General features: G+C 72.5%; 24 protein-coding genes and 1 pseudogene. 12 read left to right on the top strand and 13 right to left on the bottom strand.

Annotation, left to right across the window (positions count from 1 at the left end):
• Window positions 1–111: 111 nt before the first annotated feature.
• Together BU197_RS29530 and BU197_RS30885 are read right to left on the bottom strand one after the other, a co-directional pair.
• Entirely contained in the window at window positions 112–300 is a 189-nt protein-coding gene (locus BU197_RS29530) for a hypothetical protein (protein WP_223183582.1), read from the bottom strand.
• A gap of 87 nt (window positions 301–387) precedes the next feature.
• Window positions 388–666 (bottom strand): hypothetical protein, encoded by a 279-nt coding sequence (locus BU197_RS30885; RefSeq protein ID WP_317452255.1) that lies wholly within the window; start codon window positions 664–666, stop codon window positions 388–390.
• A gap of 78 nt (window positions 667–744) precedes the next feature.
• On the opposite strand from BU197_RS30885, the gene BU197_RS29525 reads away from it, so the two are divergent.
• Window positions 745–1,500: a GntR family transcriptional regulator gene (locus BU197_RS29525; protein WP_188271384.1), complete on the top strand. Its 756-nt coding sequence runs from the start codon at window positions 745–747 to the stop codon at window positions 1,498–1,500.
• Between the two features lie 473 nt (window positions 1,501–1,973).
• On the opposite strand, the gene BU197_RS29520 is transcribed toward BU197_RS29525, so the two are convergent.
• From BU197_RS29520 to BU197_RS29510, 3 genes and pseudogenes are all read right to left on the bottom strand, one after another.
• Window positions 1,974–2,411, bottom strand: coding sequence for an NUDIX hydrolase (locus BU197_RS29520; RefSeq protein WP_188271383.1), 438 nt, complete (start codon window positions 2,409–2,411; stop codon window positions 1,974–1,976).
• A gap of 30 nt (window positions 2,412–2,441) precedes the next feature.
• A pseudogene (locus BU197_RS29515) lies at window positions 2,442–2,708 on the bottom strand (SDR family oxidoreductase); the annotation flags it as partial.
• 52 nt (window positions 2,709–2,760) lie between these two features.
• Window positions 2,761–3,219: a hypothetical protein gene (locus BU197_RS29510; protein ID WP_188271382.1), complete on the bottom strand. Its 459-nt coding sequence runs from the start codon at window positions 3,217–3,219 to the stop codon at window positions 2,761–2,763.
• Between the two features lie 637 nt (window positions 3,220–3,856).
• Between BU197_RS29510 and BU197_RS29505 the strand changes: the two genes are divergently transcribed.
• From BU197_RS29505 to BU197_RS29495, 3 genes are all read left to right on the top strand, one after another.
• Complete coding sequence (locus tag BU197_RS29505; protein WP_188271381.1) at window positions 3,857–6,568, top strand: DUF6923 family protein; 2,712 nt, start codon at window positions 3,857–3,859, stop codon at window positions 6,566–6,568.
• Window positions 6,569–6,939: 371 nt separating this feature from the next.
• Complete coding sequence (locus BU197_RS29500) at window positions 6,940–9,192, top strand: restriction endonuclease (protein ID WP_188271380.1); 2,253 nt, start codon at window positions 6,940–6,942, stop codon at window positions 9,190–9,192.
• 100 nt (window positions 9,193–9,292) lie between these two features.
• A complete protein-coding gene (locus BU197_RS29495) occupies window positions 9,293–9,694 on the top strand; it encodes a hypothetical protein (protein WP_188271379.1) in 402 nt (133 codons plus the stop codon).
• A 185-nt stretch (window positions 9,695–9,879) separates the two neighbouring features.
• Here the strand turns inward: BU197_RS29495 and BU197_RS29490 are convergent, their stop codons facing one another.
• Complete coding sequence (locus BU197_RS29490) at window positions 9,880–11,268, bottom strand: NAD(P)/FAD-dependent oxidoreductase (RefSeq protein WP_188271378.1); 1,389 nt, start codon at window positions 11,266–11,268, stop codon at window positions 9,880–9,882.
• Window positions 11,269–11,475: 207 nt separating this feature from the next.
• Between BU197_RS29490 and BU197_RS29485 the strand changes: the two genes are divergently transcribed.
• From BU197_RS29485 to BU197_RS29470, 4 genes are all read left to right on the top strand, one after another.
• Entirely contained in the window at window positions 11,476–12,369 is an 894-nt protein-coding gene (locus tag BU197_RS29485; RefSeq protein ID WP_188271377.1) for an aminoglycoside phosphotransferase family protein, read from the top strand.
• Window positions 12,370–12,589: 220 nt separating this feature from the next.
• Complete coding sequence (locus BU197_RS29480) at window positions 12,590–13,084, top strand: GNAT family N-acetyltransferase (RefSeq protein ID WP_188271376.1); 495 nt, start codon at window positions 12,590–12,592, stop codon at window positions 13,082–13,084.
• Between the two features lie 9 nt (window positions 13,085–13,093).
• Window positions 13,094–13,429: a hypothetical protein gene (locus BU197_RS29475; protein ID WP_188271375.1), complete on the top strand. Its 336-nt coding sequence runs from the start codon at window positions 13,094–13,096 to the stop codon at window positions 13,427–13,429.
• A 62-nt stretch (window positions 13,430–13,491) separates the two neighbouring features.
• Window positions 13,492–14,166 (top strand): pentapeptide repeat-containing protein, encoded by a 675-nt coding sequence (locus BU197_RS29470; RefSeq protein ID WP_188271374.1) that lies wholly within the window; start codon window positions 13,492–13,494, stop codon window positions 14,164–14,166.
• Between the two features lie 152 nt (window positions 14,167–14,318).
• Here the strand turns inward: BU197_RS29470 and BU197_RS29465 are convergent, their stop codons facing one another.
• The 4 genes from BU197_RS29465 to BU197_RS29450 form a co-directional block, all read right to left on the bottom strand.
• The gene (locus tag BU197_RS29465; RefSeq protein WP_188271373.1) at window positions 14,319–14,819 is read right to left on the bottom strand and encodes a hypothetical protein; all 501 of its coding nucleotides are present in this window, start codon (window positions 14,817–14,819) and stop codon (window positions 14,319–14,321) included.
• Window positions 14,820–15,050: 231 nt separating this feature from the next.
• Window positions 15,051–16,256, bottom strand: a complete 1,206-nt coding sequence (locus BU197_RS29460) for an FAD-dependent monooxygenase (protein ID WP_188271490.1) — start codon at window positions 16,254–16,256, stop codon at window positions 15,051–15,053.
• Between the two features lie 285 nt (window positions 16,257–16,541).
• Window positions 16,542–17,162, bottom strand: a complete 621-nt coding sequence (locus BU197_RS29455) for a response regulator (protein WP_188271372.1) — start codon at window positions 17,160–17,162, stop codon at window positions 16,542–16,544.
• The gene (locus BU197_RS29450; protein ID WP_188271489.1) at window positions 17,162–18,274 is read right to left on the bottom strand and encodes a sensor histidine kinase; all 1,113 of its coding nucleotides are present in this window, start codon (window positions 18,272–18,274) and stop codon (window positions 17,162–17,164) included. Before BU197_RS29450 ends, BU197_RS29455 begins: the two co-directional genes overlap by 1 nt.
• 785 nt (window positions 18,275–19,059) lie before the next feature.
• Between BU197_RS29450 and BU197_RS29445 the strand changes: the two genes are divergently transcribed.
• Entirely contained in the window at window positions 19,060–19,614 is a 555-nt protein-coding gene (locus BU197_RS29445; RefSeq protein ID WP_188271371.1) for a GlcG/HbpS family heme-binding protein, read from the top strand.
• 136 nt (window positions 19,615–19,750) lie between these two features.
• Window positions 19,751–21,358 (top strand): M1 family metallopeptidase, encoded by a 1,608-nt coding sequence (locus BU197_RS29440; RefSeq protein ID WP_188271370.1) that lies wholly within the window; start codon window positions 19,751–19,753, stop codon window positions 21,356–21,358.
• On the opposite strand, the gene BU197_RS29435 is transcribed toward BU197_RS29440, so the two are convergent.
• Window positions 21,328–21,882: a GNAT family N-acetyltransferase gene (locus BU197_RS29435; protein ID WP_188271369.1), complete on the bottom strand. Its 555-nt coding sequence runs from the start codon at window positions 21,880–21,882 to the stop codon at window positions 21,328–21,330. The two genes, BU197_RS29440 and BU197_RS29435, sit on opposite strands and share 31 nt — an antisense overlap.
• A 112-nt stretch (window positions 21,883–21,994) precedes the next feature.
• A complete protein-coding gene (locus BU197_RS29430; protein WP_188271368.1) occupies window positions 21,995–22,570 on the bottom strand; it encodes a TerD family protein in 576 nt (191 codons plus the stop codon).
• Between the two features lie 148 nt (window positions 22,571–22,718).
• Between BU197_RS29430 and arfB the strand changes: the two genes are divergently transcribed.
• Entirely contained in the window at window positions 22,719–23,147 is a 429-nt protein-coding gene (arfB, locus tag BU197_RS29425) for an alternative ribosome rescue aminoacyl-tRNA hydrolase ArfB (RefSeq protein ID WP_411158554.1), read from the top strand.
• A gap of 330 nt (window positions 23,148–23,477) precedes the next feature.
• On the opposite strand, the gene BU197_RS29420 is transcribed toward arfB, so the two are convergent.
• On the bottom strand, window positions 23,478–24,041 hold the full coding sequence (locus BU197_RS29420) for a flavin reductase family protein (RefSeq protein ID WP_411158553.1): 564 nt from the start codon (window positions 24,039–24,041) through the stop codon (window positions 23,478–23,480).
• 313 nt (window positions 24,042–24,354) lie between these two features.
• Between BU197_RS29420 and cdgB the strand changes: the two genes are divergently transcribed.
• Window positions 24,355–26,151, top strand: coding sequence for a diguanylate cyclase CdgB (cdgB, locus tag BU197_RS29415; RefSeq protein WP_188271366.1), 1,797 nt, complete (start codon window positions 24,355–24,357; stop codon window positions 26,149–26,151).
• Window positions 26,152–26,160: the final 9 nt, after the last annotated feature.

The raw sequence follows: 26,160 nt of genomic DNA, 5'->3' as shown, positions 1-26,160 counted from the left end.
CCGGCACGGGGGAGCCGTGCTCGCACTTGAGGTGGGTGCCGATCCGGCACGAACTTGATTGATACGAAGCGAGGTTCGCCTGCGCCATACGTGTCTGCTTCCAAAGAGGCATCAGACCGCCTCCGGAGCCATGAACCAGGCGGGCGCATCGGCGAACTGAGGGGAGACGGCCGAGCGCCGCAACGCACGCTCCTCGGCGGCCAGCACATATGGACGGACGAGAACGGTGTCCTCGCCGGCAAGGGTGTCCACACGGACGCTGCGCTCGGTGGCGGCGGGCATCGGGCGAGCGGGGGTCACGGGGAGGCAAGACGCCCTGTTCGGGGCGCGCCGAGATCTAGTGCGCGCGATGGCACGGCGGATACGGTTGAGCACGCTGGTCAGCTCCTATCGCTGATGGCCAGGTCCCCGGACATCGCCCGTCGCGGGGACCACTTTGCGTACGACGGCCCACAAGGTTCGGTCGCCAAGGCCGGTGGCGAGGAGACCGAACCGGTCTGCCCGCGCCACCACTTCCAAGGCCTCCTGCCATGACTCGGCAGAGAGGGTTTCCGGAACCTCCGCTTCGATCGACGTGTGTCGGGTGTGTTCCTCCACGCGCGTGGTGAGCCCGACAGCGGACAGCCCGGCGGCGATGGCCTCCGCGCGTACTTCTGGAGCAGGCACAGGGCAGCCTCCGTCACCGGCGATCACTTTAAGTGAAGCTGGTTAACTAGATTAAGGCTAGTGGACTAGATTTTCCATATGCCTGAGCAGCCGCCTTACCTGCGCATCGCCGACGAGCTCCGGCGGCGGATCGCGGAGCACGAGTGGACGCCCGGAGAACGGCTCCCCTCCCGGGCTCAGATCGCCCAGGAGTGCGGGGTGGGCGAGAACGTCGTCCGCCGCGCGCAAGAGCTCCTGATCTCGCAGGGCGTGCTGGAGGGCCGCGCGGGCTCGGGGACGTACGTGGCCGAGCCCCGGCAGCGACTGCGGATGGTTCGTTCCGCGGCGCGCGAGCAGTCCGATGGTTCGCCGTTCCGAGCGGACATAAGGGCGCTGGGCAAGCGGGGCGGCTGGGAGAGCCGGACCGATGCGAAGGTGCCCGCGCCGGCGGAGATCGCCCAGCGGCTCGGGATCGGCGAGGGCGATCTGTGCGTCCGCACCGCGTACGAGTTCCTTGCCGACGGCCGCCCCGTGCAGCTGTCGACGAGCTGGGAGCCGTACGACCTCACCGCCGGCACCCTCATCGTGCTCCCGGAGGGCGGCCCCCACGCCGGGGTAGGCGTGGTGAACCGGATGGCCGAGATCGGGATCACGATCAGCCACGCGGTCGAGCAGCCGGAGCCGAGGCAGGCGACCGCCGAGGAAGCATCGCTCCTCGGCGTCCAGAAGGGTGCGCTGGTCACGCACATTCGCCGGACCTACTACAGCGACGAGGGACGGCCCGTGGAGACGGCGGACATCGTCGTGCCCGCAGCGCTCTGCGAGATCGTCTACGAGGTTCCGGTGAGTCGGTAGCGGGCGCTGTTCCGGCGTGCGTCGACGATGCCCACCGTGCGGTGGATGCGTGCCGGAGCCGTGCCACATCCGTGCCAGATCGGGTGGGGATTCGCGGGGAACCAGGGGTGTGGGCAGGGTTCCTGCCCAGGTGCAGGGCCGCAGGCTGGTGCGCAGCTCAGCGCCACTGTGGGCCTACCGCTCTTGTAAAGCGGGGGTCGTCGGTTCGAACCCGACAGGGGGCTCTGTTTTTCCGCTCCGACCTGGGGTTTCTCGCCAGGAGGGGACCTATTCGGCCTCGGACGTCTCGTCCGGGGCCGTTTGCGTGCGCGCTGCGTGAGCGGACGGGGTGGCAGAACCCGTCTCGTCGCCCGGCCGATCGGCACTGCCCAAGAGCTTGGGCGCCAAGCCGGTAACACGTAGCGACGCCATCAGGGTCGGCCCCTCTCCGAGTCGGCCCTGATGGCGCGCTGACGCACTCGAAAGCTCAGAGTTCAGAGTGATGCCTCGACTCCGAGAGTTCCGGCGCTGACGGCTCCCCGCAGGACGTGGGCGATCTCCTCGGGCTTGAGGTCGATGCCGTCGAGTCCTTCCACGGTCAGTGGGATCTCCTCCAGTGCGTACGCGCCGCGGCCTTCGGCGCTGAACTCGGGGCCGGTGCGGTCCTCGAAGGACCAGGTCGTGATGCGGGCGAGGTAGAAGAGCTGGCGCTCGTCGTCGGACTCCATGGTGTGGAGGAGGCGGACGATGTCGGCCTTCCCCGCGATTTCCTCGTGGATCTCCCGGTGGAGGGCGGCCTCCCGGGACGCGTCGCTGGGTTCGACGCCTCCGCCGGGCAGGACCCAGTACTCGGGGATGCCGGGACGGGTGCGGCGGATGACCAGCATCGTGTCGTCGGGGGTGACGAGGATGGCGCGGACTCGTTCGATCATTTCGGTTCGTCCCCTTGCTTGTCGACGGTCTCAGTGCAGCAGCCATCCGCCATCGACGTGGACGGACTGCCCCGTGATGAACGAGGCGGAGGGGGCCGCGAGGAACGCCACCAGGGCTGCGACGTCCTCGGGCCGGCCCCGGCGCGGGACGCACTGGCGCTTGATCTGGTCCTCCGGCCGCGCGCGGTGCCGGGCGGGGAGGACGTTCTCGGCCTCGACCTGGAAGGCGCCGGGCACGACCGTGTCGACGCAGATCCCGTACGGGCCCAGCTCGCGGGCGAGGGAGCGGGTCATCGACGCAGCGGTCGTCTTCTCTGCGGCAGCCGAGGCCCTCGCGGCAAGGGCTTCGTCAGCCGCCGACCGCGCGGGACCAGTGCTCCTGGACGGCCGCCTGCTTCCGCTTGAGCTCGGCGTCCACCACCCGGTTGGTGGCCGTTCCCGGAATCGTGAGCGATCGCCCGCGAACCCTGACGACCCGCAGATCACGGAAAGCTCTGCCCTGGATCACCCGCTGCCGTGATTCGACGCCGGCGACTTCGTTCCAGGGGATGACTCGCCTGCTGACAAAGGTGCGGAACTCCAGCCCCTTCGTGGTCAGGAGAGTCTGGCCGTAGATCAGGTTGACCGTTGCGACGAAAGCGACCACAGCAAGGACTCCGAGGCCACCCGCGAACCACCACTTGTTCGGCTCATGCGTGGTCAGGCCCAGGGCCGCCATCGCAACGGCAAGCGCCAGCGTCCCAAGGACGTTTCGCCACCAGAGCTTCCGGCGGTCAACGGAGTTGAAGCCGATCCACACATCAGGCATGTGCATGATGCTAACGACTTCCGTTCGAACAACGACCGGCGTGGCTTGACGACTTATGTACCTGAGGTGCCTGCCCCGCAGCCGCAGCCGCAGCCAGGTCGCGGACGTGGGCGAAGGGCGAGGCGTCCGGTCGGCGTGCTCGCCTCGTAGCCGGCGGCCAATCGCGCTCGGAGGGCAGCCGACCGTCGGTTTCGAGCCGGCGGTCGTGATGACGTGACGGTGAGAAACCACGGAACTGATCACCGCCCCCGGACCCTGCTCTGGGGTGCCCGCCGCGTCCCCTGCGCCGAGAAGCAAGGCCACACATCACCTAAAAGTGACAACTAGTGCCAAATCGCCGTTTGGGTGCTTTACTCCATCATTAAGTTTGATGATCACATCCTCACCTATGTCGCTTCCTTCGGCATCCGGAGGCATATGTGGTGGTGTGTCCGATCCGTGAGGGGTAGTCAGGGATGGACGGAGTGAGGCGGCCGTGTGTCGCGGGGAGTGGGCTCGGGGTGTGGGGGAGTGAGCGGGGTCGTACGGCTGCGCGCACGGCTCCGGGGCGTCGGGGGCGTGCCAGACGGAAGCCGGGTGGGTTCTGATGTCCGGTACGACGACAGCGCAGGGGCGGCACAGGAGGCGGCGGCCGCTCGTGGGGGTTCTGGCCGTGACGCTGGTGGCGGGGGCGACCGCGCTGGTGAGTCCGCTGCTCACCGCCCCCGCCTCGCACGCGGCGGACGGCGACCCCTTCGACGCGGCTGACCCGACGGTCTTCGTCGCGCAGGAGGTCCCCACCCATCTGTACAAGGCGATCACCGGCGCATCCGGCGGCGTGACCTTCGAGCCCGAGGGCACGGCGGTCGACGGAGTCACCTACAACGCCATCAGCTACAACCCGGCGGACGACTACCTCTACGGCGTGGTCAACGCGGGGACGGCCGCCCTGCCCGTCGGCTCGGTCATCCGGATCGGCCAGGGCGGCATCCTCACCCGGGTGGGCGACAGCATCGTGTCGAACGGCGCGAACTGGGGCGCCTTCGGCCCGGACGGCGCCCTCTACGTCGGCTGGAGCGGGCAGAGCACGGCCCACCGGATCGACCCCGTCACCGGAGCCGTCACCCGCACGATGGAGCTGTCTTCGCCGGTCCCGGTCGCCGACCTCGCGTACGCCGACGGCTACTTCTGGGGCGCCGTCGGAACCGGCCAGATCGTACGGGTCGACCTGCTCGGCGCGGGCAAGACCGTCACCGCCTTCGACGTGCCGGTCCTGGCGATCGGCGACGGATTCGGCGCGGCCTGGACGTTCGGCAACGGCAACCTGGGCTTCTCCAACAACGGCGCCGGCACCGTCTTCCAGTACAAGGTCACCGGCCCCGCCTCGGCGAACCCGACGTTCACCCTCGTCTCCTCCTCGCCCGGCCCCTCCAGCGGCAACAACGACGGCGCGGCCTCCCCCGGTCTGCCCACCGACCTCGCGGTCGCGAAGAGCGGCCCCGGGTCCTTCACCCCCGGCGCCACCCTCACCTACACCCTGACCGTGAAGAACAACGGCCCCGGCAACTCCAGCGGGTACACCGTCAGCGACACGGTTCCGGCGCCGCTGACCAACGTCAGGACCACGACGCCCGGCTGCACGGTGGCCGGCAACACCGTCACCTGCGTCGGCGGACGCACCCTCGCCGGGGCGACGAACGTGATCACCGTCATCGCCGACAGCCCCGCCTCGATCACCGACCCGGTCACCAACACCGCCCGGGTCCTCGCCAACGAGGAGGACCCGACCCCGGGCAACGACGTGTCCTCGGCCGAGGCCTCCCCGGGGATTCCCGGGCTCACGGTGAAGAAGACGGCCGACCCCGCGACCGTGAAGGCCGCGGGCGAGCAGATCACCTACTCCTTCGAGCTGACCAACACCGGGAACGTGGACCTCGAAGGCCTGGCCGTCCAGGAGACCTCGTTCACCGGAACCGGCACCGCGCCCGTACCCGAGTGCCCGGAAGGCCCGCTGGCCCCCGGCGCGAGCCTGACCTGCACCGCCACGTACACGGTCACGCAGGCGGACGTCGACGCGGGCGGCCTGGAGAACACGGCCACCGGCACCGGCACTCCGCCGGGCGGGACCGAGCCCGTGGAGTCGGACCCCTCCGAGGCCAAGGTCACGGCTCCGGCCGAGCCCGCCCTGAAGGTGGTGAAGTCGGCCGCGACGGAGACCCCCGGCGAGCTGCTTGCCGGTACGAAGGTGGAGTACGCCTTCGCGGTGACGAACACGGGCAACGTGACACTGACGGATGTCGCCGTGGACGAAGGCGAGTTCACCGGGTCCGGCGAGCTGTCGGACGTCGTCTGTCCTGCCGGGGCCGTCTCCCTCGCACCCGGTGCGAGCGTGACGTGCGAGGCGTCGTACGAGGTGACCCAGGCCGATGTGGACGCCGGGTCCGTCAGGAACTCGGCCACGGCCACGGGCACGCCGCCCGGCGGGACCGGGCCGCTGGTGTCGCCTCCGTCCGAGGCTACGGTCCCGGCCACCGGCGAGGGACGGCTCGACCTGGTCAAGACCGCCGAGCCGGTCGACGTCGACGAGAACGGCGAGACCGGTCTCGGCGACCGCGTCGAGTGGACCCTGAAGGTGTCCAACACGGGCACCCGCACCGTCACCGACATCCAGGTCTCCGACCCCACCGCGGGCGAGGTGACCTGCCCGGCGACGAGCCTCGCGCCGGGGGCGTCGATGGACTGCACCGCCCCGTCGCACACCATCACCGCCGAGGACGTGACGAACGGACAGGTCGTCAACACGGCGACCGCCTCCGGGAAGTCCGGTGACCAGGAGGTCGCCTCCCCCGAGGCCGGCGTCACGGTGGAGGTCGAGCCGGAGGAGGCCACTCCCACGGCTTCGGCCACCCCTACGGGGCCGGTGACGCCCACGGGGACGGCCACCCCTACGGAGCCGGTGACCCCTAGTGGGTCGGCTACCCCTACGGGTTCGGTGACCCCTAGTGGGTCGGCCACCCCTACGGGTCCGGTGACCCCTACGGGAACGGTCACCCCTAGTGGGTCGGCCTCCCCTAGTGGATCCGTCGCCCCGGGTGGGCCTGGTGACACGGGTGGGTCCGGTGGATCCGAGGGGGCGGGTGGAGCCAGTGGGTCTGGTGGACCCGGCAACCCCGGCAACCCCGGCAACCCCGGCAACCCCGGTGACCCCCAGGACCCCGGCTCCGGGGCGGGCTCGACGGACTCCGGGGCCTCCGGACCGCTGGCCTCCACGGGGACCGAGACGTTCACCCTGCTCGGGATCGGCGGTGGGCTGTTGCTCGTCGGCGTGCTCGTGATCGGCCTCGGCAAGCGCCACCGCCGTACCGGCTGACCGTCCCCCCCCCCGAGGCTGAGCCGGGACCGACCCCGGCTCAGCCCGGTTCGGCCCGGCTCAGCCCGGCCGCACCGACCGGCGCCCGCCGCGCTCACGGAACCGACCGTGAGCCCGGCGGGCGCCTTCATTTCGGGGCCCGGGGCGCGGGTCACGCCACCCGATCGCCGGGCCGGGCGCGTCCTGGGAGGCGTACGGCATGAACAAGCCCCCCGGCAAGGTCGCAAACCGGCACTACGCGGCACGACACGGCACGTACGCTGGCGGTCTTGTGAAGGCGGGAGTCGTCGGAGCGGACCCGACGGGGGGCTTCGGCGTTTCGGGGCGGTCGCGGTGGTGTCCCGCGGGCCCCGGGGGGAGGGGTGAGGTCGATGAGTCGGCGTTCCGGTGGGCTGATCGGGATCTGGGCCGAGCAGCAACGGCTGGCGCAGCGGCAGCGTGAGGGGCAGCAACAGGCCGTGCTGCGGCAGCGGCGCGAGGCCGAGCGGGCGCAGCGGGCGTACGAGCGGGACGTGGCCAGGATGCAGCGCGAGCAGCGGGCCGCGTACCGGCAGCAGCGGGACGCCGACGCCCTGCGCCGCACCCGGGAGCTGGACGAGCGGGTCGCCGCCCTCCAGGGGCTGCTCGCCGCCGGGTGCGGGGCGCCGCCCTTCGCGGTGGACGCGCTGCGTCGAGAGGAGAGCGTCGAGCCGTTCTCGCCCGGCCCGCTCGCGGAGCCCGTACCCCTGCCTGACCAGCGGCGTTACCAGCCGCAGAGTGCCTGGACCGCCTCCGGGCGCGCCCAGGCGGAGCGGGACGCGCGCGCCAGGTTCGAGCACGACTGGTACGCGGCGCAGGCCGCCGAGGCCCGCAGGGCCGAGCAACTGGCCGCGTACCGACGCGAGTACGACACCTGGGCCGCCGCCCGGATGGCCGAGATCCGCACGCACAACGCCGGGGTCGCCGGCACCGTCGCCGCCCTCCGCGAGGGCGAGGCCGAGACCGTCGTCGAGTTCTTCTCCGCCGTCCTCTTCGCCTCCACCGCCTGGCCCGAGGGCTTCCCCCGCGAGGTCTCCGCCGCCTACGACCGGGGCGGGCGCGCCCTCGTCCTCGACTGGGAGCTGCCCGGTTACGAGATCGTGCCCGAGGCCAAGGGCGTCAAGTACCTGCCCGGCACCGACCAGGAGAAGGAGGTGCCCCGGCCGGTCACCCAGCGCCGCGCGCTCTACCGGGACGTCCTCGCGCAGAGCGTCCTCCTCGCCGTACGGGAACTGTTCGCCGCCGACCGCTTCGGCGCGCTTGAGACGGTCGTCCTCAACGGGTACGTCGGGGGTGTCGACCCCGCCACCGGGCTCGACTCCCGGGTCTGCGTGGCCACCGCGGGCGTCGGGCGCGAGGTCTTCGACCGGCTCAACCTGGAGCTGGTCGCCGCCGTCGACTGTCTGACCGGGGCGCTCTCCGGGCGGCTCTCCGCCAAGCCCGACGAGCGGACCGCGGTCGCGCCGCTGCGCACCCCCGACCAGGTGGGCACCGAGGTCGTCGTGCAGGGGGACGGCGAGGAGCCGGACCTGCTGGCCATGGATCCCATCGCCTTCGAGGGGCTCGTCGCCGAGCTGTTCCGGGCCCGCGGGCTCCAGGCGGTCACCACCCGCCGCTCCAACGACGGGGGCGTCGACGTCGAGGCGCTCGATCCCGACCCCATCAGCGGCGGCTCGATCGTCGTCCAGGTGAAGCGGTACCGGAACACCGTCCCGCCGACCGCCGTACGGGATCTGTTCGGGACCGTGCAGGGGGCCGGTGCCAACAAGGGCGTGCTCGTCACCACCTCCAAGTTCGGGCCCGGCTCGTACACCTTCGCCAACGGCAAGCCCCTCACTCTGATCCCCGGCACCGAACTCGTCGACCTGCTCCACCAGCACGGTCTGCGGGGCCGGTTGGGACCGGGTGGGGGCGGCGGGGGCCATGGGGGCGGCAGGGCCGGTGGGGTTGGTGGGGCCAGTGGGGCCGGTGTGGTCGGTGATTCAGGCGGTACGGGTGGTACGGGTGGGGGCAGGCGGGCTGGTGAGGGCCCTGGGGCTTACGGGGACTCCGGGGCCTCCCCGGCCCCAGGGGCCCCCGGGGCCGGTGCCGTGCCCGCGACCCCCTCCGACGAGGCCGACGACGCCTTCAACCTGCTCGGCATGGTCTGGTCGGGGGACGCCGTCCTCGATGTCTGCGCCCTCGTCTGCGCGGGCAACCGGGTCCTCGGCGACGAGTGGTTCGTCTTCTTCAACAACCAGGCCACGCCGGACGGTTCGGTGGCGATGGTGACGGCCCCGCCCGGTGACCGGGCCGCCGTCCGGGTCGGCTTCGACGCGCTTCCGGCGGGCGCCGACCGGCTGGTCCTCGTCGCCGCCGTCGACCCCGAGGTCAACCCGGACGCGGACCTCGGCGGGTTCACGGACGCGGGCATCCGGCTGCGCGACGACTCCGGCACCGAACTCGACCGGCTCGTCGTCTCCGACGGGCGGCCGGGCGAGAAGGCCCTGGTCCTCGGCTCGTTCCGGCGCCGCTCCGGCGGCGACTGGGACTTCGTCCTCGGCGGCAAGGGCTACCGGGGCGGACTTGAGGAACTGGTGGGGGACTTCGGCATCGACGTGGAGTGAGGGAAGGGCCCGAGGCGGGGCGGCAGCCGCACCGAGACCAGAGGCGCTCGCGACCGGGCGCCCTGGCGGCACTGTCAGAGGCGGCGGCTACGGTCCCGGCATGACGATCAGACCATCGGTGACATGGCGGGCCAACGTCGAGGAGCAGGCGCGGGAACTGGCCGCCGGGACGCGCGCCCCCGAGGACGCCTTCCTGGCGGAGCTGTTCCCGGAATCGCTGCTCGTGGCGACCGAGAACGCCCTGCTCGCCTTCGAGTCGGAGGCGCGGGGGCTCGGCGGCCAGGACGACGAGCGGGTCTTCGGGGCCGTCCGGCGGGTCGTCCTGGTGCTCAACGGGATCAACGATGAGCACGGGGGCGCCGGTTACGAGACCGTGGAGCGCGAGGACCTGTGCCTGTACATCGAGCAGACGTTGACGGAGCACGGCGTCGACGTGCCCGCGCTGGCGGCCAGACGGGGTATCTCGCCCACCGAGATCACGGATGACTGGCGGGACTGGTGAGGCGGAGGGCATGAAGTCCCGTAGGCCCTGCCCTTAGGGGGTACGGGACGTCCGGACCGGAGGACCGTACGGGCGATTCCGGGTCCGCCCGCGCTCACCGGCCGTACTGACCGCCCGCAGCCACCGCCCCTGCTCACCGCCCGTACCCACCACCCGTGGTCACCGTCCGTACCTCCCGTCCCTGCTCACCGCCCGCTCAAGCGGTTTGCCACCGTCGCCACCGGGTCCGTCTTCGCCGTGTGGCCCGTCGTCTCGCGGCGGTCCGCGCCCCGGAAGGCCGCGTACATGGTCTGGACGCCCAGCCAGCGCAGCGGCTCCGGTTCCCATTTGCGGACCTTGTGGCCGACCCAGGGGAGGGCCGTCAGGTCCGTGGGGCCCGACTGGCCCGAGTCCTGCTGGATGAGGTCGCGCAGGGTGCGGGCGGCGAGGTTGGCGGTGGCGACGCCCGAGCCGACGTAGCCGCCCGCCCAGCCGAGGCCGGTGGAGCGGTCCAGGGTGACCGTGGCGCACCAGTCGCGGGGCACGCCGAGCACACCGGACCAGGCGTGGTCCACCCGTACCCCGGCCAGCTGGGGGAAGAAGCGGACCAGGATCTCGCGCAGGGCCTCGACGGTCTGGGGCTGGGTGCGCCCGTCGTTGTCGGTCTTCGAGCCGAAGCGGTACGGAACCCCCCGGCCGCCGAGCGCGATGCGGCCGTCGGCGGTGCGCTGGGCGTACACATAGGCGTGGGCCATGTCGCCGAGGGTCTCGCGGCCCTCCCAGCCGAGGGAGTCCCACTGCGCTTCGGTGAGCGGCTCGGTGGCGATCATCGAGGAGTTCATGGGGAGCCAGGTACGGCGCTGGCCCGAGAGGGAGGCGGTGAAGCCCTCGGTGCAGCGCAGCACGTAGGGGGCGCGGACGGTCCCGTAGGGGGTGAGCGCGTGCTTCGGTTTGATCTCCGTGACCGGCGTCGACTCGTGGAGGGTGACGCCGAGCGCCTCGACGGCCGCCGCCAGGCCCTTCACCAGCTTCACCGGGTGCAGCCGCGCCCCGTGCGGGGTCCAGGAGGAGCCGACGGCGCCGGTGACACGGATCCGCTCGGCGGTCTCGCGGGCCCCGTACAGCTCGCGGTCCGTTTCGCCGTACGCGAGTTCGGCGGCGTGGAACTCCTTGAGACGGGCGAGCTGGGCGGGGGAGAGGGCGACTTCGAGGACTCCGCCCCGGTGCACGTCGGCGGCTATCCCCTCCCGCTCGCAGACGTCGACGACCTCGCCGACGGTGTCGTTCATGGCCTGCTGGAGGCGGACGGCGGCGTCGTGGCCGTGCAGTCGCGCGTAGCGGTCGCGGCCCGCGATGCCGTTGTAGAGCCAGCCGCCGTTGCGCCCGGAGGCGCCGTATCCGCAGAACTTGGCTTCGAGGACGGTGATGTTCAGGAAGGGGACGGCCTTCTTGAGGTAGTACGCGGTCCACAGGCCCGTGTAGCCGCCGCCGACGATGCAGACGTCGGCGGTGGTGTCGCCGGGGAGCGGCTCGCGGGGTGCGGGGGCGCCCTCCTGCGCGTACCAGAACGAGATGCCGCCGTTGACCGTGCTCATGTGTATCCCTCTTCCGGGTGCGTGGGCGGGAGGTTACCCGGGCGTTCGGCCTTGTGGATAGGGCCTCGGGAAGGGATCCGCCCCGGGGGCGGTCTCAGGGGCCGACACGGCGCTTCACGTGCGGATTTCGTCGTCCCGTAGGGGCTCGCCCCGGCACCGGGGAAAGAGGTTGGCGGGGGCTGGGGGATGCCCCCTAGGGTCGGGGGAATGATCCACGTACCCGAAGAGCTGGCGGCGGCGCAGGCGAAGTACAACGGGGAGGCCGGGCGGGCGTTCGTCGCCGGGCTTCCCGGACGGGCGGAGGAGTTCCTCGGCCACTGGGGGCTGCGGATCACGGGCCCCTCGATGCACGGTGTGGCCTCTCTCGTCCTGCCCGTCGAACGGATCACCGACGGGGTCCCCGCCGCGCTCAAGATGCAGATCCTCGACGAGGAGACCGAGGGCGAACCGGTCGCCCTGCGCATCTGGGGCGGGGCCGGTGCGGTACGCCTCCTCGACCACGATTCGGCCACCGGCACCATGCTCCTGGAACGGCTCGAAGAGGCCCGGCCGCTGTCCTCCCTCGCCGACACCCGGGCCGCCCTCGGCATCGTCGCCGGGCTGCTCGCCCGGCTGACGGCGGTCCCCGCGCCCGAGGGGCTGCGGACGCTGGGGGCTCTCGCGGGCGCCATGCTGGACGAGGTCCCGGCGGCCTCGGCACGGCTCGGACCGCAGGACGCGGCGGTCCTGCGGGACTGCGCGGCGGCCGTACGGGACGTGCTGGCGGAACCGGGCGACCGGCTCCTCCACTGGGACCTGCACCTGGGGAACGTCCTGGCCGGCGGGCGCGAGCCCTGGCTGGCGATCGACCCGAAGCCGCTCGCGGGCGACCCCGGCTTCGACCTGCTCCCGGCGCTCACGGACCGCTTCGACCCCGACCCCGGCGAGATCCTGTGGCGCTTCGACCTGCTGGCGGAGGTCGTCGGCGACCGGCACCGCGCGGTGACCTGGACGCTGGGCCGGGTGCTCCAGAACGGCCTGTGGGACGTGGAGGACGGCGAACCGGGGCTGAATCCGGAGCAGGTCGCGATCGCGCGGGTGCTGAGGGAGCGACGGGGGTAGGCCGCGCCCCTTGCCCTACGGGCGCCTCGCCCGGGAGTTCCCGGCGGTCTCGTCCGGGTCCCGTCGGTCAGGCCAGGGTTCCGGGGGTCAGGCCAGGGTCCCGGGGGTCTCGTCCGGGTCCCGTCGGTCAGGCCAGGCTCCCGCCGGTCTCGCCCGGGTCCCGCCGGTCAGGTCCGGTTCCCACTGGCCAGGTCCGGGGGCGAACCGGCAGTCTTGGGCCATGATCCGTAACGCCCTTCCCGCCGACGTCCCCGTCATCCACCGCATGATCGAGGACCTCGCCGAGTACGAGAAGGCCCTCCACGAGGTCCGTGCCACCCCCGAGCACCTGCGCGAAGCCCTCTTCGGTGCCCGGCCCGCCGCGTACGCGCACATCGCCGAGAACGACGAGGGGGAGACCGTCGGCTTCGCGCTCTGGTTCCTCAACTTCTCCACCTGGCGCGGGGTCCACGGCATCTACCTGGAGGACCTGTACGTGCGTCCCGAGGCGCGCGGCGGCGGCCACGGCAAGGCGCTCCTCACCGAGCTGGCCCGGATCTGCGTCGAGCGCGGGTACGAACGCCTCGAATGGTCCGTACTGAACTGGAACAAGCCGTCCATCGACTTCTACGAGGCCCTCGGCGCCCGCCCCCAGGACGAGTGGACGGTCTACCGGCTCACGGACGGGGCCCTCGCGACCCTGGGCGCGGGCGGCACCGGCACCGGCAGGGTGTAGGAAGGTGCCATGGACACGGACATCGAGCAGCGCTTCCAGCGGATCACCGCCTTCATCGAGGCGCGGCTGACCCCCCTCTTCGACCCCACCAACGGCAGCGACCACGGTTTCGGCATGGACGACACCTCCCGGGCCCTGCGCGCCACCCGCTACACCGTGCAGGCCGCCTCGGCCGTCAACGGGCTCGTGGAGAAGCGGGAATCCGCGCCCGAGCTGCGGCAGGTCGTGGACCAGGCCCTGGAGCACAACTGGGACGTGCTGCGTTCCGTGGCCCGGATGTGGGAGGACCACCCCGAGTTCCTGAAGGAGTACAAGGCGCACTCCTGGGACGTGCTCGGGGTCTGATTCCCCGGCAGGACCCCGGGCGACATCCCGGCATTGTCAGTGGCGTGGGTCACGATGGATCCATGGCGACGACTCGGAAGAAGAAGGCGGCCGTGGCGGGGGCGCGGCGGCCGGAGGTGCGGCTGCCTCCCCTGGCGGGTTACGGGGGCGGGCTCGAACCGGACGGGGACTACGACGGCCTCGAACTGGCCGGGCTCGACCTGGCCGGGCAGTCGGGGGAGGGCGCGCGGTTCCTGGACTGCGCGCTGCGCGAGTGCGGGCTCGACGAGACGAGACTCGCGGGGGCCCGGTTCCTGGACTCGGTGCTCACGGGCGTACGGGGAGTGGGCACGGGCCTGGCGGGGGCGCAGCTCAGGGACGTGGAGCTGGTGGAGGCGCGGCTCGGCGGGACGCAGCTGCACGGAGCGGTCCTTGAGCGGGTCGTGGTGCGGGGCGGGAAGATCGACTATCTGAACCTGCGCGGGGCGAAGCTGAGAGACGTCGTCTTCGAGGGATGCGTGCTGAGCGAGCCCGATTTCGGGGGCGCGGAGCTGGAGCGGGTCGAGTTCGTGGACTGCGCGCTCACGGGCGCGGACTTCAGCCGGGCGCGGCTGAGGAACGTGGACCTGAGAGGGGCGCAGCGCCTTGAGATCACCCGGGGGCTCGACTCGCTGGCCGGTGCGGTGATCTCGACGCCCCAACTCTTCGATCTGGCGCCCGCGTTCGCGGCGCAGTGGGGGGTGCGGGTGGAGGACTAGGGTGCTGTTGCCTCGTTGCCTCGTTGCCTCGTTGCCTCGGGGGCGGTCCGGGGCGTGCCTGGGGCCGGGTTTCCCCGTACGGGGAGGAGTGCGGCGAGGCGTACGGCGCGAGGGTGCGGCGCGAGGAGCGCGGCGAAGAGGGTGCGGCCGGGTCAGGGCAGGCGGGGGAAGCGGGCCTGGAGGGACCAGATGGCCGGGTTGTCCGCGAGGCCCTCGTGCATGTCGGTGAGGTCGGCGATCAGGTCGTGCAGGAAGTCGCGGGCTTCGCGGCGCAGCGACGCGTGGCCGAAGGTGACCGGCGGCTCGTCGCCCGGCATCCAGTCGGCCTCGACGTCCACCCAGCCGAAGCGGCGCTCGAAGAGCATGCGGTCGCTGGACTCGGTGAAGTCCAGCTCCGCGTACTGCGGCTGGGCGGCGCGGCTGCCGCGCGGGTCCTGGTCGAGCTGCTCGACGATGTCGCAGAGGGCCCAGGCGAAGTCGAGTACCGGCACCCATCCCCAGGCTGTGGACACCTCGCGGTCCGTCTCGGTGTCGGCGAGATACACGTCCCCGCAGAACAGGTCGTGTCGCAGGGCGTGGACGTCCGCGTGGCGGTAGTCGGTCTGCGGCGGGTCGGGAAAGCGACGCGAGAGGGAGTAGCCGATGTCGAGCACGGACCGATGGTGTCACGGCGCGGGGGCGATGGGATACGCGAGGAGGGCGGGGCCTCTGGGGAAGGTGGGATGTCAGGGGTGCCCGGAGTGCCTGGGGTGCCCAGGGCGTACGGGGTGGGGCGGCGTGCCTGGGGAGGGTGGGGTGTCGTGCCCCACCGCTCACACTCCCGCTCCGGCTCCCGATAACACTCCCGCTCCCGCTCGTCCCGGCGGGGTCCGCTCCCGTTCGGATCAGCGGCGGCCGTGGACCGCGCGGGCCACCCTGGGGCCGAGCCAGCGCTTGAGGCGGCGGAGCGGTTCCAGCTGCCCGGCGGCCCGGTCGAGGCGGTAGTACAGCTGCGGCGGGACGTACGGGAGCAGCGGGGAGTGGCGCTGGCCGAGGAGCGCGAACATCCTGGCCGGTTCCAGGCGCATGTACCGGGGCAGGTTCTCGTACCACCGCGCGCTGTACCGGGCCGCGCTCTGCGCCGGGACGAGTTCTGCGCGGCGCCGCTCGCCGTACGTGGTGAGGGCCGTCTCCAGGTCGGCGGAGGTCCGCAGGGCTTCGGCGAGGGCGAGGGCGTCCTCCAGGGCCAGGGTGGTGCCCGCGCCGATCGAGTAGTGGGTGGTGTGGGCCGCGTCGCCGAGGAGGACGAGGCTGCCCCGGTGCCAGACCCGGTTGGCGAGGGTGCGGAAGGTGAGCCACCGGGCGGGCTCGTCGGCCCGGTCGCGGCCGATCAGCTCGTGCCCGTCGAGCAGGTCGGCGAAGAGCTTCTCCAGGAACCGCAGGCTGTCCGCCTCGCCGCGCGCGTCGAGTCCGAGGCCGGTCCAGGTCTCGGGGGAGCACTCGACGACACAGGTGGAGCGCTCGCCGCTGAAGCCGTACGCGTAGCACCAGATCCAGCCGTGCCCGGTCTCCTTGAAGGCGAAGCTGAAGGAGTCGAAGACCTTGGTCGTGCCGAGCCAGACGTACGGATTGCGGCCGCTGGTGACCGTACCGCCGAAGTGGTCGGCGTACGCCTCGCGCAGTGCGCTGTTGACTCCGTCGGCGGCGACGACCAGATCGGCCCCGGCGAGTTCGGGCGCGTCGGGCCCGGGGATGTCGTGCTCGTACGCGACCCGTACGCCGAGTTCCGCCGCCCGCTCGGCGAGCAGCGTCAGCATCCGGCGCCGGCCGATGCCGAACCCGGGGTCGCCCCGGTGGACGGTCCGCTCCTCGCGGACGATGGCGACGCCGTCGGTCCAGGTCACCGAGGCCTCCGCGATCGCCCTCGCGGACTCGGGGTCGCCCTCGCGCAGCTTGTCGAGGAGCCCGGCCCAGTACGTCACGCCCCAGCCGTAGGTGGAACCGGCCGGGTTCCGCTCGTAGACCGTGACGTCATGGCCCGGGTCCTGCCGCTTCAGCAGGATCGAGAGGTAGAGGCCGGCGGGACCGCCGCCGACGATCGCGAGCTTCACGTGCGCTCCCACGGGGCTGACTGCAACGGACGGCACGACGTGACGCCGCGCGGTCGGATGGTAGCGCACAGTAGCAGCGTGGGGGGTGGGGAAGCGGGATCTCGCCGGATCTCAGGGCCCTGAGGTCCCGTCCCTTAGGGGCCTCGGGATCTGCCCCGAGAACGCCGCACCTACGGGGGGCGCACCTAGGGCAGCGCCCCTACGGCAGCGCACCTAGGGCAGCGGCCCCTACGGCTAGTGGCCTTACGGCAGCGCCCCTACGGCAGCATCCCCAGGGCAGTGCCCTTACGGCAGCAGTCGTCGTTCCTTCGCCACCGACACCGCGCCAGCCCTGGTGTCGACGCCGAGCTTCGCGTAGATGCGGCCCAGGTGCGTCTTCACCGTCGCCTCGCTGATGAACAGCGCCCGCGCGATCTCCCGGTTGCCGAGACCGCGTCCCAGCTGGCCCAGGATGTCCCGTTCCCGGTCGGTGAGGGTGGGGCCCGCCGCGCCCCGCATCCGGTCCATCACCCGGCTGGCGACCGGTGGGGAGAGCGCCGTGCGGCCCTGCGCCGCCGCGTGGATCGCGGCGAACAGCTCCTCCGGCCGCTCTGCCTTCAGCAGATAGCCGGTGGCGCCCGCCTCGATCGCCCGAGTGATGTCCGCGTCCGTGTCGTACGTGGTGAGGACGAGGACGTGGACGCCCGTGGGCGCGATCCGCCGGGTCGCCTCCACCCCGTCGATGCCCGCGCCCAGCTGGAGGTCCATCAGGACGACGTCCGGCGTCAGCTTCGCCGCCATCGCCACCGCCTCCTCGCCGCTGCCCGCCTCGCCGACGACCTCGATGTCGGGGGTGCTGCCGAGCAGGGCCAGCAGTCCGGCGCGGACGACGGCGTGGTCGTCGCAGAGGAGGATCCGTACGGACATCAGGACTCCAGGGAGAGCGGGATCGCGGCCGAGAGCACGGTGCCCTCGCCCGGGGCGGACTCGACGGTCAGGGTGCCGCCGAGCTGCCGCGCCCGTACGCGCATCGCGGGCAGTCCGTGACCGCGCACCCCGCCCGGCTTCTCCACCGGGTCGAAGCCCCGGCCGTCGTCGGCGACGTCCAGGACGACCTGGTCGTCGAGGTACGTCAGGGTGAGGGCGGCGGAGTCGGCTCCGGCGTGCTCGCGGATGTTCGCGAGGGCGCCCTGCGCGATCCGCAGCAGCGCCGACTGCACCCGCTCGGGCAGCGGCACGGCCGTCCCGTCGACCCGGAACGCCGCCGACTCCCGGGCCGCGAGCCCCCGCAGCGCCTCCTCAAGACCGCCGCCCTCGGCGAGGTCGGCGGGCGCCAGATCGTGGACGAAGCGGCGCGCCTCGGCGAGGTCGCGCTCCGCGATGGACGCGGCCGTACGGACATGGCGGCGGGCGGTGTCCGGGTCGGCGTCCCAGGTGCGGTCGGCCGCCTGGAGCAGCATCTGCTGGCTGGAGAGGCCCTGTGCCAGGGTGTCGTGGATCTCCATGGCGAGCCGCTGGCGTTCGGCGAGGGTGCCTTCGCGGCGCTCGGTCGCGGCGAGTTCGCGCCGGGTGCGCAGGAGGTCGTCGATGAGGGCCCGCTGCCGGGCCGCCTGCCGGTCGGCGTAGACGGAGACCCCGGTCGCGAGGGCGGCGACGGCGGGCGGGGCGACGATCAGGTTCGGGTCCCAGCCGCCGTGCGCGAGCTGCACCTGCGCGAAGACCACGAACGCGGTGAGCAGCGTGACCAGCCCGAGCGCGGCGCGCGCGGGGAGCGTGCGCAGGCCCGTGTAGAAGAGCGGCACCGCGCACCACGCGAAGCTGGGCGCGAGGACGACGAGCAGCATCCAGACGGCGACGACGGTGCCGAGCCAGGCGGTCCGGCGCGGCGCGGCCCGCGTCCCGACGACGGGCCCGAGGAGATACAGGGAGGCGAGGGCCCCGGAGAGCGCGATGATCCAGGGGCTGCGGCCCTCCCAGGAGTGACGCAGCAGAAACCGCGCGAGGGAGGACCCGAGCAGCAGGAAGAACGCGATGTGCATGACCCGCGCGAGCCAGGGGGCGTCGGGGTCCTGGTCGGGGGAGGACGCCGTCTCCGGGGGCCGACCCTGTGAGGGGCGCTCGGGGTCCGGGCGGGCGCCCCTTGCGGGGTGGTCCGGGCGGGTGCCCCCTGCGGGGTGGTCCGGGCGGGTGCCAGGGGCCGGGCGGTCTCCCGGGTGGTCCCGGCGGTCCCGGGGCTCCGCCGGGTCCAGGCGGTCCCGGCGGCCCGAGGGCCCTGAGCGGTCGGAGTAGGCGGAGTGGTCGGAGGGCCCCGAGGGCTCCGAGGGCTCCGAGGGTTCGGAGTGGCCGGGGTGGCCGGAGTGGGTGGAGTGGCCGGAGTGGGCCAGAGGCTCCGGATGGGTGCCGGGGGCCAAGGGCTCCGGGCCGGCGCCGGGGTCCAGACGGCCCGGGTGGTCCCGGTGGCCTGGGGGCTCCGAGCGGTTCGGGTGGCCCCGGTGGCCTGGGGGCTCCGAGCGGTTCGGGTGGCCCTCGTGGTTCAGGGGCTCCGGGTGGGTCACCGTCCCGTCCTCCTCGTCTCGCTCCCTGGTCCCCGTTCCGTTCGGCCCTGTCTGACCTGGGGATATCTCTCCATCCTGACCCGGGAGGGCCATCCCGGCATCGGCCGATCGGATGACCCCGGCGTCCTCCAGTGTGCGCGAGGAGGGCAGCCGGTCCGTGGACCGGGAGGCGCGGGTTCCGCTCCCAGGATGGAGGCAGAGCGCGGGAGCGGCCCACCGCCCCGACGGCTCGGCCGCTTCCTCCCGTACCTCATCCCACGGAGTTCCCCATGAAGAAGAAGATCTTCCTCGGCGCCACCGCCGCCGCCGTCCTCGCCGCCGGCACCTTCGGCGTGGTCTCCGCGAACGCCTCCGCCCCGGCCTCCGCCCCGGCCGCCGCCCCCGCCGTCGCCGTCCGCGCCGACGCCGGAAACCACCACCTCCAGCAGTCGACGCACCTGACGGTCGAGGCCGCGACCAAGGCCGCGCAGGCGACCCTGAAGGCCGCCGAGAAGGAGAACCAGCGCGTCTCCGTCGCCGTCGTCGACCGCAACGGCACCACCATCGTCACCCTCCGTGGCGACGGCGCGGGCCCGCAGTCCTACGAGTCGGCCGTCCGCAAGGCGTACACCGCCGTCTCCTGGAACGCCCCGACCTCCGTCCTCGCGGGCCGCCTCGCCAACGCCCCGACCCTGAAGGACATCCCCGGCACCCTCTTCCTCGCCGGTGGCGCCCCCGTGACCGCCAAGGGCGCGCCCATCGCGGGCATCGGCGTCGCGGGCGCCCCCTCCGGCGACCTCGACGAGAAGTTCGCCCAGGCAGGCGTGGCCTCGCTCGGCCGCTGACGCCTCCTCAGGCAGGTGAGGGCGCCCGGATCCCCCGCCGGGCGCCCTCACCGTCGTCCCGGGGTCTGCCCTTACGGGATCCCTCCGGGGGTCTGCCCTTACGGGATTCTCCCTCCGTCCTGCTTAGGATCGGTTCGTGACACAGCGCCACCGGACCGGAGCCGCAGCGGGCGGTCTCGCCGCCGCCCTCACCGCCCTCGCCCTGCTCGCCGGGGGTTGTACGGGGACCGGCGGCGGAGTCCGGGGCACCCCCGGCGCGGCCGGGCTGCGCGACCCGTACTTCCCCCGGCTCGGCAACGGCGGTTACGACGTACGGCACTACGCCCTGGACCTCGCGTACGACCCGGCGACCGGGCGGCTCTCCGGCACCGCCGCGATCACCGCCCGCGCCACCCAGGACCTGAGCGCCTTCAACCTCGATCTGGCCGGGCTCGGCGTCGGCACCACGAGCGTCGACGGCGCGCCCGCCGCCTTCAACCGGGCGGGCAACGAGCTGACGATCCGTCCGCGCGAGGAGATCCGGAAGGGCGCCGAGTTCCGCGCGGTCGTCGTGTACGCGGGGGTGCCCGAGCCGGTCGTCGACGCGGACGGCTCCCGGGAGGGCTGGCTGCGGACCGCCGACGGGGCGGTCGCGGTCGGCGAACCCGTCGGCTCCATGACCTGGTTCCCGGGCAACCACCACCCCTCCGACAAGGCCGCGTACGACATCACCGTCACCGTCCCCGCCGGTCTCGAAGCCCTCTCGAACGGGGTCAGGACCGCCCGCAGGACGGCCCCGGGCGGCCACGTCACCAGCGTCTGGCACGTACCGGAACCGATGGCGAGCTATCTGGCCACGGTGGTGATCGGCCACTACACGACGGACCCGGCGACCCCTACGGACCCGGCGACCCCGTTGACTCCGCCGGTCCCCAGGGCCCCTACGCCCCGTACGGGAAGCCCGTCCCCTACGGGCTCCCCGTCCCCTACGGGCCCCGTGACCCCTACGGCCCGTACTGGCCCTACGGGCACCCCATCCCCTACTGGCCCTACGGCCCCTACGGGTCCCCCCGCCCCCACCGGTTCCCCCGCCCCCACCGTCTCCCCCCGGCTCCTCACCGCCGCCGAGCGGTCCCTCGCCGCGAGTACCGCCGGGCTCCGGGGTGAGGTGGCGGCCGTTCTCGGGCGGCAGGCGCGTCGGTTCGGGCCGTATCCCTTCTCCGCCGCCGGGGCGATCGTCACCGCCGGGGACACCCTCGGCTACGCCCTGGAGACCCAGACCCGGCCCGTCTTCCCTGCCGCCGCCTTCGACCGGAGGACCCTCGTCCACGAGCTGGCCCACCAGTGGTTCGGGAACTCGGTGACGCCCGCGACCTGGGGCGATCTCTGGCTGAGCGAGGGCTTCGCCACCTACGCCGAGTGGCTCTACGCGGAGGAGACCGAGCACGTTCCCGCGCGGACGCGCTTCGACGAGGCCTTCGCCCAGGACGCCAACTGGGCCTTCCCGCCCGCGCGTCCGCCCGCCGCCGCCCATCTCTTCGACGCGCCCGTCTACCAGCGCGGCGCGATGGTCCTGTACAAGCTGCGCCAGACCGTCGGGGACCGCGTCTTCGACGAGATCCTGCGCGGCTGGCCCACGAAGTACCGGTACGGCAACGCCACCACCGCCGACTTCACGGAGTACGCCGAGAGCGTGGCAGGTCGCGACCTCGGCCCCCTGTGGAAGGTGTGGCTCTACGGCGACGGCAGACCGGACTCCCCCTGAGGGGCCAGCGGTTTCCGCAGCACCAGGCACGGGCGTCCGTGCGCGAGGTCCGGGCGGCGCGCGATCTCCCCGTAACCGAGGGAGGTCCAGAAGGCCAGCGCCTTCGGGTTGTTCTCCAGGACGGCGAGCCGGAGCCCGGTGCGTCCCCCGGCCCGGAAGCGGTCCTCGACGTACGCGGCGAGGCGACGCCCGTGGCCCGCGCGCCGCGCGTCCGCGTGGACCAGCAGAAGTCCCAGCCAGGGATCGGGGTCGGCCGGGTCGGGATGGCGGTCGAGGGTCACGGCCACGGCGACGAGCCGGCCGCCCGAGCGGGCGAGCAGCACCTCCACGCCGGGCCGCGCGAACTCCTCGGCGAGCGCGGCGGCGACCTGCGCGGGCCGGATGTCGGCGGGGTCCGGGAAGTCCCCGCTGAGCTGCTGGAACTCCTCGTCGGACGCGTACAGCGCGGTGAGTTCGGTGAGCAGTGGGCCGGGGAGGGCCGCACCGTCCTCCAGGGCCTTGGGCGTGAGGGCTTCGACGATCACGCGGAAAGGGTAGAGCCCCGGCGGGGTTTCCCCGCCGGGGCTCCGAGGACACGCCGCCGACCCGTGAGGGCCGGCGGGCTCGGGTGCCGGTCGGCACCCGGTGCCGGTCCGATCAGATGCTCACGCCGAAGTCGCGGGCGATGCCTTCGAGGCCCGAGGCGTAGCCCTGGCCGACGGCACGGAACTTCCACTCGGCGCCGTTGCGGTACAGCTCGCCGAAGACCATGGCGGTCTCGACGGCGGCGTCCTCGGAGAGGTCGTAGCGGGCCAGCTCGGTGCCGCCCGACTGGTTGACGATGCGGATGTACGCGTTGCGCACCTGGCCGAAGTTCTGCGAGCGGTTCACCGCGTCGTAGATGGAGACCGGGAAGACGATCTTGTCGACGTGCGGCGGGAGGGCCGCCAGGTTGACGTTGATCTGCTCGTCGTCGCCGCCGCCCTCGCCGGTGCGGTTGTCACCGGTGTGGACGATGGTCTGGTCGGGCGTCGACTTGTTGTTGAAGAAGACGAAGTGCGCGTCGGAGGCGACCTTTCCGGCGGCGTCCACGCCGATCGCGGAGGCGTCGAGGTCGAAGTCCGTGCCGGTGGTCGAGCGGACGTCCCAGCCGAGGCCCACAGTGACGGCGGCGAGGCCCGGGGCCTCCTTGGTCAGGGAGACGTTGCCGCCCTTGGACAGGCTCACAGCCATGGAAAGTCCCTTTCATCGTGATGTCTTCGCCTGGAGAAACGCGTGTGCGCCTCCGACGGTTCCCGTCGCTTGTCGTCAGGGGTTCCCCGTCGGGCCCGGTTGAAAATCAGGATGACTCCGATGGCCCATCCCAGGGAAAATGGTGGGCATGTCCGGTCCTTATCCCATCCGTGGCTCCGTCTCGCTTCCCGAGGCCGAGCTCCAGTGGCGTTTCTCGCGTTCGTCAGGTCCGGGCGGACAGCATGTCAACACCTCGGATTCGCAGGTCGAGCTGCGGTTCGACCTCGCCGCGACGGAGGCGCTTCCCGAGGTGTGGAAGGCGCGGGCCCTTGAGCGGCTCGCGAGCCGTCTGGTCGGCGGGGTCGTGTCGGTACGGGCTTCGGAGCACCGCTCCCAGTGGCGTAACCGGGAGACGGCGGCGGTCCGGCTCGCCGCCCTCCTCGCCGAGGCGACGGCCCCGCCGCCGAAGCCGCGCAGGGCGACGAAGATCCCGCGTGGCATCAACGAGCGTCGGCTGCGGGAGAAGAAACAGCGCTCGGAGACGAAGCGCACCCGCAACTCCCGCGACTGGAGCTGACCGGGGCTCTCCGCCCGTACGGCCGAGGTTCTTGGCCCGTACGGCCGAGGCTCCTCGCCCGTACGGGCAAGCCCCCCAGCCGTAGGGGCACCGCTACCCGTAGGGGCAACCCCAGCCGTAGGGGGGCACCCCCTGGCCGCGAGGACACACCCCCGCCGTAGATGGCGCCCCTACTCGCAAGGGTGTCCCTCCCCGTAAAGGCACCCCTACCCGTAAGGGGCAGCCCTCCCCCTACGGGGCACCTTTCCCCTTACGGGGCAACCCTCCCCGTAAGGGCAACCCCCCTGTGAGGGCCCCCCAGTGAGGCCCCCCCGCAGAGACCCCTCAAGGTCAGTCCAGCCCCCGGTACCTCCCCCGGAAGTACGTCAGGGGGCCGTCCTCCGTCGTGCGGCTCGCGGCGGTCAGGACGCGGCCCACCACGAGCGTGTGGTCACCGGCCACCACCCTGTTCTCCGTACGGCATTCCAGGACCGCGAGCGCGTCGTCCACCAGCGGGGCGCCGCTCTCCGCGCCCCGGGTGTGCGGCAGGTCGGCGAAGAGCAGCCGGTCGCTGACCCGGTTCTTCATCGCGAAGCGCCCCGCCACCTGCCGCTGGTCCTCCGCGAGCAGCGACACCGCCCACACCGGCACCTCGGCGAGCAGGTCGTCCATACGGGAGCCGGCGCGGAGACCGATCAGGACCAGGGGCGGATCGAGGGAGACCGACATGAAGGCCGTGGCGGTCATGCCGACGTCCTCGCCGCGCGGCCCGTCGTCGGGATCGTGCGCGGTCACCAGGACCACCCCGGCGGCGAAGCGGGACATCGCCGCCCGGAACTCGTCGTTGCTCACCCCCTCAGCATGGGGGATCGTCAAATCGGTCACAGGGGGAGAGTCGGGGGTCTTCTGAAGCACACCCGCACGCTAGTCCGGGCCTTCGGCGCGCCGCATCGGGCGGGGGGACCAGTCCGCCACCCCCCGGGGGTCCTAGGACCCCCCTCAGGGGTACCCGCAGGCCCTGGACTCCCCTGGGTTCCCCCCTGTACACGACCCGCCACGCACAACTGTGACTTGAGTCACAGAGGCGAGTATTTGCTGACCCTGTGTACCGGGTGCGCAGCTCGCTGTGATTCAGTGGCGAGGACAGTGCACATTGAATGGTGAACGTGCAACGCGAAGCCGATGAGAACCCTGGAGTTTGCTGTCGAGGTCTCGGGGAGAGCGAGCGATGGAGACCGAGTCGGAGCCGTACGTCCGTCTCTCGACCCTGCGGCAGCTGCACCAGGTCGTGGCGGACCTCAGTACCGCGCGCAGCCTGGCGGACACCCTCCAGACCGTCGCCGACGGTGTGGTCGCCGGTCTCAACTACGAGCTGGCCTGCGTCAACCTCGTACGCCCCGATGGTGACCTGGTCGTCGCCGCCTTCGCCGGAAGCTCCGCCGCCGAGGCGCTGATCACCGGCAGGGTCGGCTCCCGCGCCTCCTGGGACCGGCGCCTGAACATGGGCACGGCCTGGGGCGACCTGCGGTTCATCCCGCACACCGAGGGCTGGGTCCTCATGGAGGACGACGTCCCCCAGTGGTACACCGACGGCCCCGCGCCCCGCTTCGAGGACGAGTGGCACCCCCACGACCGCCTCTACGCCCCCATGTACGCGCCCACGCCCGCGTCCGCGCGCGCGGGAGGCGACCCGGCGGGCCCGGTCCGGGAGCTGCTCGGCGTCATATCCGTCGACCGCCCGCGCAACGGACGGCACCCCGGCCCGTGGGGTCAGGAGGCGCTCCAGATGTACGCCTCCCAGTCGGCCATCGCCATCAGCAACGCACGTCTGCGGGCCAACATGCAGCGGGCCCTGGTCCGGCTCGAACGCGAACAGCAGGCACTGCGCGCCAGCGAGGAGTCGTTCCGGCAGGCGTTCGAGTACGCGCCGTCCGGCATGGCCATCGCCGAGATGGGCGGCGACCAGCACGGGCGGCTGCTCCGCACCAACGACGCCCTGTGCCGGCTGCTCGGCCGCCCCGCCTCCGTCATGCGGCGCTACTCCTTCGCCGACCTCGTCCACCCCGAGGACATCGGGACGCTGCTGCGGACCTCCGCCGAGGGCGGGCGGGCCGAGCTGCGCCTGGGCCGCCGGGACGGCACGTACGTCTGGGTGTCGCTGCGCAACTCGGTGGTCGCCGACACCGCCGACGGCCCCCGGTTCCTCCTCACTCATGTGGAGGACATCGAGGAGCGCAAGCGGCATGAGCTGCAACTCGCCCACCGCGCCTCCCACGACGCCCTCACCGGCCTCCCCAACAGTGCCGAGCTGCGCTCCCGGCTCTCCGCCCGGATCTGCGAGCGCCCGACGGCGTACGCGGGGGAGGGGCAGGGCACGGAGTACGCCGGTTTCGGTTACGAGAGCGACCGGCCGGGCTACGAGGGCTACGGCGCCCCGGCCTACGAGGGGTACGACTCCGGCGACGGCACGGCCGCCCAACCCGGGGGTCCCGCGGCGGGCGGCGGCTACGAGTCGCCGTACGAGCACGAACACGAGCACGGCTTCGGCTTCGAGCCGGCCGGGGCGGGCCCGTACGACCACCATGTGCACATCGTGGCGCCCTCGGGCGGGGACGTCGACGACGGTACGAAGGGGCTCGCGGTCCTCTTCTGCGACCTCGACGGCTTCAAGTCGATCAACGACCGCTTCGGGCACCACACCGGGGACGCGGTCCTCATCGAGGTGGCCCGCAGACTCACCACCGGCGTCCGCGACGGGGACACCGTGGCCCGGCTCGGCGGTGACGAGTTCGTCGTCCTCGCCGACGGTCTGGGCGCCGCCGACGCCGCCGATCTGGCCGTACGGCTGCGCAACGCGATCATTCCGCCGATCCGGGTGGACGGGCGGGCCGTGCGTGTCGGGGCGAGTTTCGGCATCGGCTGGGCGGAGTGCGGGATGACGGTGGAAGAGGTCCTGAACTCCGCTGACCAGCGGATGTACGTGGAGAAGCGCTCCCGGGCCAAGGTTCACCGCCGCGCCGGGTGAGGCGCGCGA

The sequence above is a fragment of the Streptomyces sp. CBMA291 genome (genome assembly GCF_014596525.1).
Taxonomy (GTDB): Bacteria; Actinomycetota; Actinomycetes; order Streptomycetales; family Streptomycetaceae; genus Streptomyces.
This window is presented reverse-complemented; position numbering and strand designations above follow the sequence as displayed.

What these genes read in the sequence shown, in the direction of transcription:
- BU197_RS29525 (WP_188271384.1), top strand. Translation starts at nt 745, where the DNA reads ATGCCTGAGCAGCCGCCTTACCTGCGCATCGCCGACGAGCTCCGGCGG.
- BU197_RS29520 (WP_188271383.1), bottom strand. Translation starts at nt 2,411, where the DNA reads ATGATCGAACGAGTCCGCGCCATCCTCGTCACCCCCGACGACACGATG.
- BU197_RS29510 (WP_188271382.1), bottom strand. Translation starts at nt 3,219, where the DNA reads ATGCCTGATGTGTGGATCGGCTTCAACTCCGTTGACCGCCGGAAGCTC.
- BU197_RS29500 (WP_188271380.1), top strand. Translation starts at nt 6,940, where the DNA reads ATGAGTCGGCGTTCCGGTGGGCTGATCGGGATCTGGGCCGAGCAGCAA.
- BU197_RS29495 (WP_188271379.1), top strand. Translation starts at nt 9,293, where the DNA reads ATGACGATCAGACCATCGGTGACATGGCGGGCCAACGTCGAGGAGCAG.
- BU197_RS29490 (WP_188271378.1), bottom strand. Translation starts at nt 11,268, where the DNA reads ATGAGCACGGTCAACGGCGGCATCTCGTTCTGGTACGCGCAGGAGGGC.
- BU197_RS29485 (WP_188271377.1), top strand. Translation starts at nt 11,476, where the DNA reads ATGATCCACGTACCCGAAGAGCTGGCGGCGGCGCAGGCGAAGTACAAC.
- BU197_RS29480 (WP_188271376.1), top strand. Translation starts at nt 12,590, where the DNA reads ATGATCCGTAACGCCCTTCCCGCCGACGTCCCCGTCATCCACCGCATG.
- BU197_RS29475 (WP_188271375.1), top strand. Translation starts at nt 13,094, where the DNA reads ATGGACACGGACATCGAGCAGCGCTTCCAGCGGATCACCGCCTTCATC.
- BU197_RS29470 (WP_188271374.1), top strand. Translation starts at nt 13,492, where the DNA reads ATGGCGACGACTCGGAAGAAGAAGGCGGCCGTGGCGGGGGCGCGGCGG.
- BU197_RS29455 (WP_188271372.1), bottom strand. Translation starts at nt 17,162, where the DNA reads ATGTCCGTACGGATCCTCCTCTGCGACGACCACGCCGTCGTCCGCGCC.
- BU197_RS29450 (WP_188271489.1), bottom strand. Translation starts at nt 18,274, where the DNA reads ATGCACATCGCGTTCTTCCTGCTGCTCGGGTCCTCCCTCGCGCGGTTT.
- BU197_RS29445 (WP_188271371.1), top strand. Translation starts at nt 19,060, where the DNA reads ATGAAGAAGAAGATCTTCCTCGGCGCCACCGCCGCCGCCGTCCTCGCC.
- BU197_RS29430 (WP_188271368.1), bottom strand. Translation starts at nt 22,570, where the DNA reads ATGGCTGTGAGCCTGTCCAAGGGCGGCAACGTCTCCCTGACCAAGGAG.
- arfB (WP_411158554.1), top strand. Translation starts at nt 22,719, where the DNA reads ATGTCCGGTCCTTATCCCATCCGTGGCTCCGTCTCGCTTCCCGAGGCC.
- cdgB (WP_188271366.1), top strand. Translation starts at nt 24,355, where the DNA reads ATGGAGACCGAGTCGGAGCCGTACGTCCGTCTCTCGACCCTGCGGCAG.